The organism is Streptomyces sp. NPDC055287 (genome assembly GCF_053646035.1).
Genome location: NZ_JBSHNE010000002.1, coordinates 203872 through 217587 on the forward strand (window position 1 = coordinate 203872; position 13716 = coordinate 217587).

A 13716-nucleotide genomic window follows, 5' to 3' on the forward strand; every position below is an offset into this window, starting at 1 on the left:
CCGGTACGCCGCAAGCGTGCCGGGGCAGTGCTATGTCCGGGGGCTGTTCGCCCAGCGCTGTGGGCGGGGCGGGGCGTGGTGGCGCTGCGGGCGGGACTGGGTGGGCGCGGACCGGCTCAGCTGCGGCTTACGGCACAGAGCAGGCCGTCGCCCACCGGGAGCAGCGTAGGGACGAGCCGGTGGCTCTCGCGGACCTCGCGCAGCAGCTCGCGCAGGCGCAGGACCTCCGCGGGCTGTGCGGCGGAGTCGACGGTGCGGCCGTCCGCGAAGACGCCTTCGAACACGACGATTCCACCGGGCCGCAACAGGCGCAACGATTCAGCGAGGTAGTCCATGGACTCGAGGCGGTCGCCGTCGCAGAAGACGAGGTCGTACCCGCCGTCCGCGAGGCGCGGAAGTACGTCGAGAGCGTGCCCGGGGATGAAGCGCGAGCGGTTCGCCGCGTAGCCGGCCGCGCGGAACGCCTCGCGGGCGAACTGCTGCCACTCCGGTTCCGGGTCCACGGTGGTCAGTACGCCGTCGGGTCGCATCCCATTGAGCAGATAGATGCCGGAAACGCCCGTACCCGTACCGATTTCGGCCACCGCCTTGGCGTCCGCCGTGGCAGCGAGCAGCCGCAGCGCGGCACCTGTCCCGGGTGACACCGCGCGGACTCCTGCCTCCCGGGCCCGATCGCGCGCCCAGTGCAGGGCTTCGTCCTCGGCGACATAGGCGTCGGCGAACGCCCAGTTCGTCTGCCGGTTGGCGGTAATGGCCCTCTCCTGTCCCCGTAGTTGGCGCACCCGTGACTGTATCCGCTGACGTCGGGAACCCGCAGATGGGACCGGGCGTTGAAAGAGGACAGGGGGAGACATGGATCAGGACCGCATGCGGGTTCCAAATTCACGTAAAGATGCTTATCCGGAGCTAACGGGCGAGGTGGCTATGGTAGGGGCTCCACTGGACACCACCAGAGCCGATAGGGGAGGTGCGGCTGCGCCTGTGGATCGGGGAGGAGTGCTGCGGCGCCTTCTCAGGTCGGCGGGTGAGCCGAAATCCGTGACCGACATTGCTGACCGCACGCCTTCCACGTACTCCGCACAGACCGCGACGTTCGCCTCAGATGCGGAATCTCAGGCGTGGACTCCTCCCAGCTGGGAGGAGATCGTCAGCACGCACAGTGGTCGTGTCTACCGCCTCGCCTACCGCCTGACCGGCAATCAGCACGACGCCGAGGACCTCACCCAGGAGGTCTTCGTCCGCGTCTTCCGCTCACTGTCGACGTACACGCCCGGCACGTTCGAGGGCTGGCTGCACCGCATCACAACGAACCTGTTCCTGGACATGGTCCGCCGCAAGCAGCGCATCCGCTTCGACGCGCTCGGTGACGACGCCGCCGAGCGGCTGCCGAGCCGTGAGCCGTCCCCGCAGCAGGTCTTCAACGACACCCACTTCGACGCGGACGTGCAGCAGGCGCTGGACACGCTCGCGCCCGAGTTCCGTGCGGCGGTCGTGCTCTGTGACATCGAGGGACTCTCGTACGAGGAGATCGCCGCGACGCTGGGCGTCAAGCTCGGGACCGTACGCAGCCGGATCCACCGCGGCCGCTCCCACCTGCGCAAGGCGTTGCAGCACCGGTCTCCCGAAGCACGTGCCGAGCAGCGCTCGCTCGCGAGCGTGGGCACCGGTGTGGCCGCTGTGGGCGGAGAGGGCGGAGCCGAGTGAGTGGCACCCGACCGACCTCCGCCGAGCAGCACCTGGGTGACCGGCTGGCCGCCCTGGTGGACGGCGAGCTGAGTCATGATGTCCGCGAGCGAGTCCTGTCCCACCTGGCGACCTGCGCCAAGTGCAGGGCAGAGGCCGACGCCCAGCGCCGCCTGAAGAGCGTCTTCTCCACGACGGCGCCCCCGCCGCCCTCCGAAGGGCTGCTCGCCCGGCTCCAAGGGCTGCCCGGAGGCGGCCCCGGAGGCGACGACGGCGACGACGCGGGGCCGTTCGGGCAGGGCGGCTTCGGACACGGAGTCTTCGGCACCGACACTCCGCGAGCGAGACCCGGCAGGCCGGGCACCACGTTCGACTTCGGTTACGTCCCGGCCGCCGGGCATGCCGGCGTGCTTTCCGGGTCCGGGCGCGGCTTCCGGATCCACGACGTGGGCAAAGCGGAGGCGGAGCGGTCGGGCGGACGCACGAGGCGGCTGGCCTTCGCGGCGGCGAGCGCCGTGTCGCTCGCCGCGTTCGCGCTCGGCGGCGCCATGCCGGTCGGCTCCGCTGGTGAGACCACCACGAGGGGCGGCAACTCGGGCAACAACGTCACGCCGCTGCGCGCGGCGAGCCCGAGCGGCGCCGCCACGGAGAACACCCGCCGACGCACCACCGGCAACGGCCTCCTCGCGGTCGGCGCCGGCGCGGGAACCAGCACCGGTACGAACACCGCCGTGCCGTCTCGGCTCTTCGGAGCTGGGACGGGACAGGGCGGCGCCCAGGGGCACTCCCTGACGCAGCCGTTCTCGGCGCCCGCGCTCACCGGTGAGGTCCCGCTGCCGCTGGTACGCCGGTCGGCTTCGGCCCTGTCGCTCGCCTACGACGCCGGCCATCACCCGCCGGTGACCGTGGCGCCGGCGCCGCTTCAGCCGGCCACTCCGTTGCCGCCCGGGCTGCCCGTTTCCCCCTGAGACTGGTTGAATCCTGGGAGGGGTGCCCCGAAGGGGGCACGGACAACGAAGTGGCACGGCCCTGCGGGCGTGCTCGTGGGGTTGCGGGGAGAACATGGACGAGGGCAAGCCCACCGGGCCGAAGGCGAAGTGGTGGAGCCGTCCCGCACCGGTCGACGGGAATCCGGAGCCGGAGCCGGCACAGCAAGTGGTCCTCCCGGCCGCAGCCTCCGCGGCCGGGCCCCGGGCGGACGAAGCCGGCGAGCCGGGGACCGTGGCATCCGGCACCGAGCCGCGCCTGGCCGCCGAGCCCGGCCCGCAGTCGCGTCCGCAGCCCCTCCACGCGCCCGATCCGTACGCCACGCCGCCCTACGGCGGCCCGGGGCCCTGGGCGCCCGCGCCACCCGTGCAGCGTCCGGTGCCGACCCCGCCGCAGGGCACGTTCGTGCCACCGGGAGCGCCCGGAGCGCCCGCGACGAACGGGGCCGGTGTCCCCATGGCGCCGTCGCGGCACCACCAGCCCCAGCCGCACTCCCAGCCCCACACTCACACGCACCACCAGCCTCAGCCACACACCCAGCCCCTCCAGCCCTCCCACTGGCTCCAGTACGACCCCTGGGGCGCCCCCCAGCAGCCGCTCACCCACCCCGGTGACCCGGCGGGCGGCGGACGGCCGGGGAAGGGCCGTCGGGGCACGACGCTCGTCGGGGCGCTGCTCATCGCACTGGTCGCCGGCGGTGTCGGGGGCGGCGTTGGGGCGTACGTCGAACGCAACGGCGGCGTCTCCCGTGTCGAACTGCCCCAGGCGCAGCAGGTGGACGGCAAGGGCCGCGCCCCCGACAGCGTGGCGGGCATCGCGGCCAGCGCCCTGCCCAGCGTCGTGACGCTGCACGTCAGCGGCGCCGGCGAGCAGGGCACGGGCACCGGATTCGTACTCGACGCCAAGGGCCACATCCTCACCAACGACCACGTCGTGGAGCCCGCCGGAGCCGACGGCACCATCAACATCACCTTCAGCGGCGGCCAGACCGCGAAGGCGAAGCTCGTCGGCAAGGACAGCGGCTACGACCTGGCGGTCGTCCGGGTCCTGGGGGTCGACGGGCTCAAGCCGCTGCCCCTGGGCAACTCGGAGAACGTCCAGGTGGGTGACCCGGTGGTGGCCATCGGCGCGCCGTTCGACCTCCAGAACACGGTCACCTCCGGGATCATCAGCGCCAAGGAGCGCCCGATCACCGCGGGCGGCGAGAAGGGCGACGGCAGCGACGTCAGCTATGTGAACGCGCTCCAGACCGACGCCCCGATAAACCCGGGCAACTCCGGTGGCCCCCTGGTGGACGCCCAGGCCCACGTCATCGGCATCAACAGCGCCATCCGCGCCGCCGACAACAGCGCGGGCCTCGAAGGCAGCCAGGGCGGCAGCATAGGCCTGGGCTTCGCGATCCCGATCAACCAGGGCAAGCGCGTCGCCGAGGAGCTGATCAACACCGGGAAGGCGACGCACCCCGTCATCGGCGTCACGCTGGACATGAAGTACGCGGGCGACGGCGCCCGCGTCGGCACCAAGGGCGCCGACGGGCCCTCTGTGACGCCCGGTGGCCCCGGCGCCCGCGCCGGGATCCGGCCCCGCGACATCATCACCGAGGTCAACGGCCAGAAGGTGCACAACGGGCAGGAGCTGATCGTCAAGATCCGCGCCCACCGCCCCGGCGACCGGCTGGAACTGACCGTGGTGCGCGCGGGCAAGGAGCGGACGGTCCCGGTGACACTCGGCTCCGCGGACGGCAACTGAGGCAAGGGCGCACGGACGGGCGCGCGGACGTCCACATGAGTGTTACGTGAAGGTACCGTCCGGACAGATTGGGCGGGTACCGTGGACCGGGCCCGGACCGGTCCTCTGCCTGCGGCGGGGGGAGGCCCACCCGACCTGCGGGCGCGGAGAACCCAAGGAGCAACAAGGTGTTCAGTGACATAGGCGCACTCGAGCTGGTGACGCTCGTGGTGCTGGCCGTGCTTGTCTTCGGGCCGGAGAAGCTGCCGAAGCTCATCCAGGACGCCTCGGCGATGATCCGCAAGCTCCGTGAGTTCTCCGAGAGCGCCAAGCAGGACATCCGCTCCGAGCTGGGCCCCGAGTTCAAGGACTTCGACTTCGAGGACCTGAACCCCAAGACCTTCGTCCGCAAGCAGCTGATGGACAACGACGACCTCGGTCTCAAGGAGATCCGCAGCAGCTTCGACCTCAAGAGCGAGATGGCCGAGGTCGCGGACGCCGTGCACGGACGCGACAGCGGAGGGTCGGCCGGCTCCGCGAACGGTTCGGCCGGCAAGGCGAACCTGTCGAAGGATTCCACCGACACTCCCGACCTGCTCAAGAAGCGCGAAACGCCCGCTCAGAGCGAGCGCCCGCCGTTCGACGCCGACGCCACCTGAATCCCGCCCTTCCCGACGAGCCGCACCAAGGTGGCTATCCTCCATCTGTCCGGATGTGAGGACGCCCGAGGGGGGCGGGCCGTGTCCGGACGCCACGGAACAAGGAGGCGGCCGGATAGATGGAGACCACGAGTCGGGTCGGAGCGCAGGGAGCACCCCTGACGCCCAGCACGTCCACAGCGGAGGGGGTGCCAGCAGCCCGGCGTACGGTCGACGGCTATCTGCGCGCGCCCTTCCCCTGGTACGGACTGGATGACGCGTTCACCGGGCCCCGCTGGCTGATGCAGGTCGGCACGGCCGCGGACGGCACGGTGCAGCACGGTTCCACGGGCCACGGCGAAGAGCCGTCCATAAGGCCCGCCACCGACGAAACCCAGGAGAAGGAGCGCTTCGCGGTGGTCGTCACCGTCGCCAGCAGCCCGGTGCGGCACAGTGGGGACGGTAAGGGCGTGCTGGAGGCCACGTCGGTCTCCTCCGCCGCCTGGCTGGCCGGTTCTGGCCTGCTCTTGTGCACCTGGCCCGCCCAGCTGGACCACTCGCTGCGCGACGACTGGCTGGACCAGCAGACCGAGACGGCCTTCGAGCTGGCCGACGACCTGTCCGGTCCGGCCTGGTCGTCGCTGTCACTTCCGGTCGACGGCGTACCGACGCCGTTCCACTACCGCGAGTCCGAGTACGGCTGGGTACTGGCCGGGGCCGGGGAGGGCGGCGTGATCCTCGGGGCGTACGGGCGGGGGATGAGCGCGTACGGCCTGGGCTTCTCGGTGATCAAGGACATCACGACGTACGACCAGGACTGACCGGCGCCGGTGGTACGTACGACGAAGGGGGCGCCGCCCACGCGGAGCGGCGCCCCCCTTCGGGGTACCCGGAACGGCCCGGGGACGCGTCAGAACTTGTTGCGCGGGGTGATGCCCAGCGACATGCCCGACAGGCCGCGCGCGCGGCCGCCCAGCTTGCCCGCGATCGTGCGCAGCGCCGCACCGGCCGCCGAGTCCGGGTCGGTCAGCACGACGGGCTTGCCCTCGTCGCCGCCCTCCCGCAGCCGTACGTCGATGGGGATGGAGCCCAGCACCGGCACGTTCGCGCCCGTCGTCTTCGTCAGTCCCTCGGCGACCTTCTGGCCACCGCCGGTGCCGAAGACGTCGACCATCTCGTCGCAGTGCGGGCACGGCAGGCCCGACATGTTCTCGACGACACCGACGATCTTCTGGTGGGTCTGTACGGCGATGGAACCGGCCCGCTCCGCGACCTCGGCCGCGGCCTGCTGAGGCGTCGTCACGACCAGGATCTCGGCGTTCGGCACGAGCTGCGCCACCGAGATCGCGATGTCACCGGTGCCCGGCGGCAGGTCGAGCAGCAGCACGTCCAGGTCGCCCCAGTACACGTCCGCGAGGAACTGCTGGAGCGCCCGGTGGAGCATCGGACCGCGCCACACCACGGGCGCGTTCCCGGGGGTGAACATCCCGATCGAGATGACCTTCACACCGTGCGCCGACGGCGGCATGATCATGTTCTCGACCTGGGTGGGCCTGCCGTCCACGCCCAGCATGCGCGGCACGCTGTGCCCGTAGATGTCCGCGTCGACGACGCCGACCTTCAGGCCGTCCGCCGCCATCGCGGCGGCCAGGTTGACCGTCACCGAGGACTTGCCGACGCCGCCCTTGCCGGACGCCACCGCGTAGACCCGGGTCAGCGATCCGGGCTGGGCGAACGGCACCTCGCGCTCGGCAGTGCCGCCGCGCAGGGCGCCCGCCAGTTCCTTGCGCTGCTCGTCGCTCATCACGTCGAGCTCGACGGAGACGCTTGTCACACCCTCGACGCGCTCGACCGCCTCGCGCACGTTGGTGGTGATGGTCTCGCGCATCGGGCAGCCGGAGACGGTGAGATAGACCGTGACGGCAACCGCACCGTCCGCCCCGATCTCGACCGATTTGACCATGCCGAGTTCAGTGATCGGTTTGTGGATCTCGGGGTCGTTCACCGTCGCCAGTGCTTCGCGCACCGCGTCTTCCATAGCCATACCGTGATGGTACGGCGCGTACCGCCGCCCCGGGAAAGCCCTCTCAGCGGTCGGCTTCGTCACTCTCGGAAGCGGGCTCCGGCGGGAATAGGGAGCGCCGCTCCTCCAGCTCCTTGACCAGGTCCAAGAATTCGGAGCGGATCCAGTCGCGGGTGGCGACCTCGCCGAGGCCCATCCGCAGCGCGGCGATCTCCCGTGTGAGGTACTCGGTGTCCGCGATGGACCGCTCGTTCTGCTTGCGGTCCTGCTCGTGGGTGACCCGGTCCCGGTCGTCCTGGCGGTTCTGCGCGAGGAGGATCAGCGGGGCGGCGTACGACGCCTGGAGGGAGAGCATCAGCGTCAGGAAGATGAACGGGTACTCGTCCCAGCGCAGGGCGGGGGGCGCGAAGATGTTCCAGACGACCCACAGGGCGATGGTCAGGGTCATCCAGACGAGGAACCGGCCCGTGCCCAGGAAGCGCGCGATCCGTTCCGAGAACCGGCCGAAGGCCTCCGGGTCGTACTCCGGCAGCAGCCGCTTGCGTGCGGGGCGCGGCTGGTCCAGCCGCACGCGGGACGCGCGCGGCAGCGCGCTCGAGCCCGTGGCGGTCCGGCCGCGCTCCCTCGGCTCGCCGCTCTTGTCAGCGCCCACGGACGGCCTCCCCGCCCTGGGCAACCCCCGGCGTCTGCGGCGGCGGCTCGTGGAATTCCGTCTCGCGCCAGTCGTCGGGCAGCAGGTGGTCGAGTACGTCGTCGACGGTGACCGCGCCGAGCAGCGAACCGCTCTCGTCCACGACCGGGGCGGCGACCATGTTGTACGCCGCGAGGTAACTCGTCACCGCGGGCAGCGGCGTGCCCGGCGACAGCGGCGGCAGATCGGACTCCACGACGGAGCCGACCAGGGTGCCCGGCGGCTCCCGCAGCATCCGCTGGAAATGCACCGTGCCGAGATACTTGCCCGTCGGCGTCTCGTCCGGCGGCCGGCAGACGTACACCTGAGCGGCCAGCGCGGGGGAGAGGTCCTGCTGCCGTACGCGCGCCAGGGCGTCCGCGACCGTCGCGTCGGGCCGCAGCACGATCGGCTCGGTCGTCATCAGACCGCCGGCCGTCCGCTCCTCGTACGCGAGGAGACGCCGTACGTCGGCCGCGTCGTCCGGCCGCATCAGCATCAGCAGCCGCTCCTTGTCCTCCTCGGGCAGCTCGGACAGCAGGTCGGCGGCGTCGTCCGGATCCATCGCCTCCAGGACGTCGGCCGCGCGTTCCTCCTTGAGCTTGCCAAGGATCTCCACCTGGTCGTCGTCGGGCAGCTCTTCCAGTACGTCGGCGAGCCGGTCGTCGTCGAGTGCGGCGGCCACCTCGGCGCGGCGCTTGGGCGTCAGGTGGTGCAGGGCGTTGGCGAGATCGGCGGGGCGCAGCTGCTCGAACGTGGCCAGGAGGCTCTCCGCGCCCTGTCCGTGCTCCTCCAGCGAGAAGCCGGTGACGGCGGACCACTCGACGGTCAGCGTCTCCCCGCGCCGCCGCAGCGCGCCGCCCTTGCCCTTGCGGACGAAGACCTTGTCGATCTCCCAGTCGCGGCGGGCGGGCAGCTGCGCGATCGACACGTCGAGGACCGTGACCTCCTCGCCGTTCTCGACCAGACGGACCCGGCGGTCGAGAAGTTCGCCGAGGACCAGGCGTTCGGTCGGGCGCTGCTCGAAGCGGCGCATGTTGACCACGCCCGTCGTGATGACCTGACCGGACTCCACGCCCGTCACGCGCGTCATGGGCAGGAAGATCCGGCGTCGGCTCACCACCTCGACGACCATGCCGAGCAGCCGCGGCGGCCTGCTGCCGACGCGCAGCATCGCCACCAGATCGCGCACCCGGCCGACCTGGTCACCGTTCGGGTCGAAGACGGCGATGCCCGCGAGGTGCGAGACGAAGACCCGGGGGGCGCCTGATGCCATGGAGTGCGCCTCCCTTTGTGGACAAAACGGGGCCGATAACGGGTTCAGGCTAGCCCGTGCCGGTCGGTGCCGCTCCAACGGGGCGTCCGGACGGCTCTCTGCCGGACGGCGTAGACGGCACGGGTACGCTGCCTGCTGCCACCCCGGACACCCGCATGAGAGGCAGTGCGCTTGTGACTGCATTTCCCCCGGCCGCCCGAGCCCGCCGGGCTGCCCTACTCGGCGTCGTGTGCGTCGGGCTGACCGCGGCGCTCACCGCCTGTGGTGAGGAACCGCAGGACCCGGACAAGGGGACCAACGGGGTGGGCAGACTCTCGGCGCCGGCCATCGAGGCCAAGGCGCGGAAGGCGGCGCGCGACGCGGAGTCGGTACGGCTCTCCGGCACCGTCGTCAGCAAGGGGCGCTCGTACAAACTGGACATGCGCCTGAAGGAGGACGGCGGCACGGGCTCCGTGACGTCCAAGGGCAGCACGTTCGAGCTGCTGCGCATCGACGACGAGCTCTTCATGAAGGCGGGCGCGGACTTCTGGGGCCACGGGGCGGGGCAGCCGTCCGAGTCCGACGAGTCCGACGAGGCGGCCGCGGGCAAGCTGGAGGACAAGTACGTCAAGGTCCCGGACGACGACCCGGCGTACGACCAGCTGCGCGGCTTCACGGACATGGACGTCCTGCTCGACGGCCTGCTCGGGCTGCACGGCAAGCTGAGCAAGGGTGAGCGCCTGAAGGTCGACGGTGTCCGCACGATCGAGGTCACCGGTGGCAAGGGCGTCGGCGGGACCCTCGCCGTGTCGCTGCTCGGCACGCCGTATCCGGTGAAGCTGGAGCGTGCGGGCGGGGCGGGCGTGGTGCGGCTGGCCGACTGGGACGAGGAGTTCGGGCTCGAGGCGCCGGACAAGGACGAGACGGTCGACTACGGCGGCCAGCTGCCGAAGACGTCGGACGCGTCCTAGCCCGTCCTCTCCTCCTGGCCCCTCTTCTTCTTCCGCTTCATGAGGAGGCGGGGGAGTGCAGCCGGGACGGGCAGCCGGGTCGTGGCGCCGGTCGGCAGGGGCCTGGCGGCGAGCGAGCCGTCCGGCAGGTCGGTGGTCGCGCGCTGCGGCTCCAGGCGCAGTACGCGGCACTCGCGGGCCCAGCGCTCGGTCATCTGCTCGGCGTCGGGCGCGTTCAGGCGCTTGCCCTTGAGCTCGGCGACCGCGGCCTCCCAGGCGTCGGAACCGGCCGGGTGCTCGGTGACGGTCGCCGTCCAGGCCACGAGCCGGCCGCCCTTGTCCTTGCTGCGCACGGTGACTTCGGCGTCGGCGCCGTCGGTCAGTCCCGGGAACGGCTGCTCGCCGGGGCCGTCCCCCACGACGTACGCGGCGCCGTCGTGCCAGACGTGCCAGAGGGAGCGGGCGGGACCGGTGCCTCGTACCCAGATGAGGCCGGACTTCTTGGTGGCCTCCTCGACGAGGGCCTGGTCGAGCAAGGTCTGCGTCATGCCTGCCAGCCTAGGCCCCGTGCCCTGCGAGGCCTTTCCCCACCCCGCCCGCGGAGGAAAGCTCCGCAGGACTCGCGGCCCCGCCTCTGGGACGGCCAACACCCGGACAGTTCCGTAACCGCATCAAGCCCCTTACCGTGTCCCTCGTGCCCGCAACAGCCCGCCGCCCCGACGGCATCAGAACCCCCGCGCCCACCCCGCCGCCCCCCGGCCTCCACAGCGCCCCCCGCGTCGACCTCGTCCTCCTCGGCGTAGCCGTCGCCAGCGTGTCGTTCTCGGCTCCGCTCATCGCCGCGACCGCCGCCCCCGCGCTCGCCATCGCGTTCTGGCGCAACGCCATGGCCGTCGGCGTACTGAGCCCCGTGGTGCTGCTCAAGCACCGCGCCGAACTCCGCCGCATGGCGCGCAGGCCGCTGCTGCTCGCCGTCGCCGCCGGGGCCCTGCTGGCCCTGCACTTCGGGCTCTGGCTGCCCAGCCTCCGCATGACGTCAGTGGCGTCCTCCACCGCGCTGTGCACGACCACGCCCATCTGGACGACGATCCTGCTGCGGATGCGAGGCCACCGGCCGCCCCGCATGGTGTGGGCCGGCACCGTGCTCGCCGTCGTCGGCGTCGTCATCCTGACGGGCGTCGACATGACCCTCTCGCCCCGCGCACTCGCCGGCGACGCGCTCGCGCTCGGCGGCGGGGTGGCGGCCGCCGGGTACGTCCTGCTCGGGGCCGAGGTGCGGCGGACGGTGAGCACGACCGCGTACACCTACATCTGTTACTCGACGACGGCGCTCATCCTGCTGGCGACGTGCCTGGTGGCCGGCGCCGACCTCGGCGGCTACGACGCCACCACCTGGCTCCAGCTCGCCGCGCTCACCGCCGCCGCCCAGCTCCTCGGCCACTCGCTCCTCAACCGCGTCGTCAGCACCCTGGGCCCCTCCGTCACCTCGACGGCGATACTCCTGGAGACCCCCGGCGCCGCATTGATCGCCGCGCTCTGGTTGGGGCAGCAGCCGCCGGTGGCCGCCTACCCCGCCCTGCTGGTGATCCTGGCCGGCCTCGCGCTCGTCGTCAGAGCCAGCCGTTCCGCTTGAGCGTGCGGTGGATGGAGACACACACCACCACGATGGAGCCGAGGACCAGCGGATAGCCGTACCGCCAGTGCAGCTCCGGCATGTGATCGAAGTTCATGCCGTAGACACCGCAGATCATGGTCGGTACGGCCACGATCGCCGCCCAGGACGTGATCTTTCGCATGTCCTCGTTCTGGGCGACGGTCGCCTGCGCGAGGTTGGCCTGGAGGATCGAGTTCAGCAGCTCGTCGAAGCCGACGACCTCCTCGTGCACGCGCGCGAGGTGGTCGGCGACGTCGCGGAAGTACTTCTGGATGTCCGGGTCGACGAGCCGCATCGGCCGCTCGCTGAGCTGCTGCATCGGCCGCAGCAGCGGCGCGACGGCCCGCTTGAACTCCAGCACCTCCCGCTTGAGCTGGTAGATCCGCCCGGCGTCGGAGCCCCGGGGGCTCCCTTTGGCCGGCGCGGAGAAGACATCGATCTCGACCTCGTCGATGTCGTCCTGCACGGCGGCCGCCACCGCGATGTACCCGTCGACGACATGGTCGGAGATCGAGTGCAGCACCGCTGAAGGCCCTTTGGCCAGCAGTTCCGGATCGTCCTGGAGCCGGTGGCGCAGCGCGCGCAGCGACCCCTTGCCGCCGTGCCGCACGGTGATGACGAAGTCCTTGCCGGTGAAGCACATCACCTCACCGGTCTCCACGACCTCACTGGTGGCGGTGAGTTCGGTGTGGTCGACGTAGTGGATCGTCTTGAAGACGGTGAAGAGGGTGTCGTCGTACCGCTCCAGCTTGGGCCGCTGATGCGCGTGTACGGCGTCCTCCACGGCCAGCGGGTGCAGCCCGAACTCGGCCGCGATACCGGCGAATTCGGCCTCGGTCGGCTCGTGCAGGCCGATCCAGGCGAAGCCGCCGCCCTCCCGCACCCGTGTCATCGCCTCGTGCGGCGTGAGGCACTCGGTGTCCTTCACCCGGCGACCGTCACGGTAGACCGCACAGTCGACGACCGCGCTGCTCGCGGACGGGTCACGGGTGGTGTCGTAACTGCTGTAGACGGTGCTGCTCTTGCGCAGGGACGGACGGACCGCTGCGCGCAGGTCACGGATCATCGACATGGCGGGCTCCTTCACGGAGAAGCCGTCTGCGAGGCATGGCACTGCCCGGAATGGAGACGTGCGGGCCACGGCGTCGGGGCGGCCGTACGTCGGCAAAGCGGGCGGCACCGCAAGGACGCGGTGACGGCGTTCGCTCAGACACGGATCAGGCAAAAACGAAGTGCTCTTCCGTCGCGCGAAGTGCCGTGGGCCCCGAAGGTTTCACCGGTTGGCGGCCGGGTACGAAGGGCTTCAGGCCCCGGGGAACACTGACGGTGTGGAAGAGCGGTTGGTACTGCCGGGACGACTTCGATCCACCGCAGCCCCACCTCCTCCGGCCGGTCCCCCTTGGGGGATGACGTGATGTCGGGGCTCGAAAGCCACGCTTCTGCGTGCTGCCCTGACCAGCGGCCAAGAGTATCAGCCCACTGTTGTGTCAAGGCTCTCCCTTTGCCCGTTCCGTACGCGACTTATGCTCGCGGCATGGGAGATGTTCTTGCGCTGGTCGAAGCCCGTTTGCGTACGACACTGGGTGAACCGGACGCGCGCGCCGCTGTCACGTTCCTCGGTACGGACCGTATGGAGGTGCTGCGCTTTGTGGACGGCGACGTCATCCGCTACGCCACCCTCGGTATGTCGGCCCAGCCGATGGCCGACCCGACCGCCGTCCTCGCCGACCCGGTGAAGGGCCCGCGCGCCGAGCTCGTGCTCTCGGTACGGGCCGGTCTCGCCGACACCGACAAGGTGCTGCGCCCGCTCGCGGTCCTCGCGGCGTCCCCGCAGGTCGAGGGCGTGATCGTGGCTCCGGGGGCCTCGCTGGACCTCGGTGGGCCGCTGTGGCCGGGGGCACCCTTCAGTTCCGTACTGGTCGCGGAGTCCGGCGGCCTGGTCGAGGACCTGGAGCTGGACGCCCCGATGGACCCGGTGCGCTTCCTGCCCCTGCTGCCCATGACGCCGAACGAGGCGGCGTGGAAGCGGGTCAAGGGAGCCCAGGAGCTCCAGGAGCGCTGGCTGTCCCACGGCACGGACCTGCGCGACCCGCTGCGCACGTCCGTGCCTCTCGACTGACGGGCGGCG

14 protein-coding genes are annotated in these 13716 nt (G+C 71.3%); 8 read left to right on the forward strand and 6 right to left on the reverse strand.

Features of this window, described 5'->3' with window-relative positions:
• Positions 1–116: 116 nt before the first annotated feature.
• Entirely contained in the window at positions 117–782 is a 666-nt protein-coding gene (locus ACWIHY_RS04230; RefSeq protein WP_454374062.1) for an O-methyltransferase, read from the reverse strand.
• A 142-nt stretch (positions 783–924) separates the two neighbouring features.
• On the opposite strand from ACWIHY_RS04230, the gene sigE reads away from it, so the two are divergent.
• From sigE to ACWIHY_RS04255, 5 genes are all read left to right on the forward strand, one after another.
• Positions 925–1704, forward strand: a complete 780-nt coding sequence (gene sigE / locus ACWIHY_RS04235; protein ID WP_454374063.1) for an RNA polymerase sigma factor SigE — start codon at positions 925–927, stop codon at positions 1702–1704.
• The gene (locus ACWIHY_RS04240; protein ID WP_454374064.1) at positions 1701–2651 is read left to right on the forward strand and encodes an anti-sigma factor family protein; all 951 of its coding nucleotides are present in this window, start codon (positions 1701–1703) and stop codon (positions 2649–2651) included. Before sigE ends, ACWIHY_RS04240 begins: the two co-directional genes overlap by 4 nt.
• A gap of 94 nt (positions 2652–2745) precedes the next feature.
• Positions 2746–4419 carry a trypsin-like peptidase domain-containing protein gene (locus tag ACWIHY_RS04245; RefSeq protein WP_454374065.1) on the forward strand — a complete coding sequence of 558 codons (1674 nt, stop codon included), beginning with the start codon at positions 2746–2748 and terminating at the stop codon, positions 4417–4419.
• Between the two features lie 167 nt (positions 4420–4586).
• Complete coding sequence (locus ACWIHY_RS04250) at positions 4587–5057, forward strand: sec-independent translocase (RefSeq protein WP_454374066.1); 471 nt, start codon at positions 4587–4589, stop codon at positions 5055–5057.
• A 119-nt stretch (positions 5058–5176) separates the two neighbouring features.
• The gene (locus ACWIHY_RS04255) at positions 5177–5857 is read left to right on the forward strand and encodes a hypothetical protein (RefSeq protein WP_454374067.1); all 681 of its coding nucleotides are present in this window, start codon (positions 5177–5179) and stop codon (positions 5855–5857) included.
• An 89-nt stretch (positions 5858–5946) separates the two neighbouring features.
• On the opposite strand, the gene ACWIHY_RS04260 is transcribed toward ACWIHY_RS04255, so the two are convergent.
• From ACWIHY_RS04260 to ACWIHY_RS04270, 3 genes are read right to left on the reverse strand one after another with little or no spacing between them, the layout of a single operon-like run.
• A complete protein-coding gene (locus ACWIHY_RS04260) occupies positions 5947–7080 on the reverse strand; it encodes an Mrp/NBP35 family ATP-binding protein (protein ID WP_454374068.1) in 1134 nt (377 codons plus the stop codon).
• A gap of 43 nt (positions 7081–7123) precedes the next feature.
• Positions 7124–7711, reverse strand: coding sequence for a DUF1003 domain-containing protein (locus ACWIHY_RS04265; protein WP_454374069.1), 588 nt, complete (start codon positions 7709–7711; stop codon positions 7124–7126).
• Positions 7701–9005 carry a magnesium transporter MgtE N-terminal domain-containing protein gene (locus ACWIHY_RS04270; RefSeq protein WP_454374070.1) on the reverse strand — a complete coding sequence of 435 codons (1305 nt, stop codon included), beginning with the start codon at positions 9003–9005 and terminating at the stop codon, positions 7701–7703. The genes ACWIHY_RS04265 and ACWIHY_RS04270 overlap by 11 nt, the downstream gene beginning before the upstream one ends.
• 173 nt (positions 9006–9178) lie before the next feature.
• Between ACWIHY_RS04270 and ACWIHY_RS04275 the strand changes: the two genes are divergently transcribed.
• Entirely contained in the window at positions 9179–9955 is a 777-nt protein-coding gene (locus ACWIHY_RS04275; RefSeq protein ID WP_454374071.1) for a hypothetical protein, read from the forward strand.
• On the opposite strand, the gene ACWIHY_RS04280 is transcribed toward ACWIHY_RS04275, so the two are convergent.
• A complete protein-coding gene (locus tag ACWIHY_RS04280) occupies positions 9952–10482 on the reverse strand; it encodes a hypothetical protein (protein WP_454374072.1) in 531 nt (176 codons plus the stop codon). The genes ACWIHY_RS04275 and ACWIHY_RS04280 overlap by 4 nt on opposite strands.
• Before the next feature lie 176 nt (positions 10483–10658).
• On the opposite strand from ACWIHY_RS04280, the gene ACWIHY_RS04285 reads away from it, so the two are divergent.
• Positions 10659–11567 carry a DMT family transporter gene (locus ACWIHY_RS04285; protein ID WP_454374408.1) on the forward strand — a complete coding sequence of 303 codons (909 nt, stop codon included), beginning with the start codon at positions 10659–10661 and terminating at the stop codon, positions 11565–11567.
• On the opposite strand, the gene ACWIHY_RS04290 is transcribed toward ACWIHY_RS04285, so the two are convergent.
• Positions 11545–12660 carry a magnesium and cobalt transport protein CorA gene (locus tag ACWIHY_RS04290; protein WP_454374073.1) on the reverse strand — a complete coding sequence of 372 codons (1116 nt, stop codon included), beginning with the start codon at positions 12658–12660 and terminating at the stop codon, positions 11545–11547. The genes ACWIHY_RS04285 and ACWIHY_RS04290 overlap by 23 nt on opposite strands.
• 462 nt (positions 12661–13122) lie before the next feature.
• Between ACWIHY_RS04290 and ACWIHY_RS04295 the strand changes: the two genes are divergently transcribed.
• The gene (locus ACWIHY_RS04295) at positions 13123–13707 is read left to right on the forward strand and encodes a suppressor of fused domain protein (protein WP_454374074.1); all 585 of its coding nucleotides are present in this window, start codon (positions 13123–13125) and stop codon (positions 13705–13707) included.
• Positions 13708–13716: the final 9 nt, after the last annotated feature.

Bases quoted from the DNA above. Each gene is read 5' to 3' on its own strand.
- sigE (WP_454374063.1), top strand. From the start codon at position 925: ATGGTAGGGGCTCCACTGGACACCACCAGAGCCGATAGGGGAGGTGCG.
- ACWIHY_RS04245 (WP_454374065.1), top strand. From the start codon at position 2,746: ATGGACGAGGGCAAGCCCACCGGGCCGAAGGCGAAGTGGTGGAGCCGT.
- ACWIHY_RS04255 (WP_454374067.1), top strand. From the start codon at position 5,177: ATGGAGACCACGAGTCGGGTCGGAGCGCAGGGAGCACCCCTGACGCCC.
- ACWIHY_RS04260 (WP_454374068.1), bottom strand. From the start codon at position 7,080: ATGGCTATGGAAGACGCGGTGCGCGAAGCACTGGCGACGGTGAACGAC.
- ACWIHY_RS04270 (WP_454374070.1), bottom strand. From the start codon at position 9,005: ATGGCATCAGGCGCCCCCCGGGTCTTCGTCTCGCACCTCGCGGGCATC.
- ACWIHY_RS04280 (WP_454374072.1), bottom strand. From the start codon at position 10,482: ATGACGCAGACCTTGCTCGACCAGGCCCTCGTCGAGGAGGCCACCAAG.
- ACWIHY_RS04290 (WP_454374073.1), bottom strand. From the start codon at position 12,660: ATGTCGATGATCCGTGACCTGCGCGCAGCGGTCCGTCCGTCCCTGCGC.
- ACWIHY_RS04295 (WP_454374074.1), top strand. From the start codon at position 13,123: ATGGGAGATGTTCTTGCGCTGGTCGAAGCCCGTTTGCGTACGACACTG.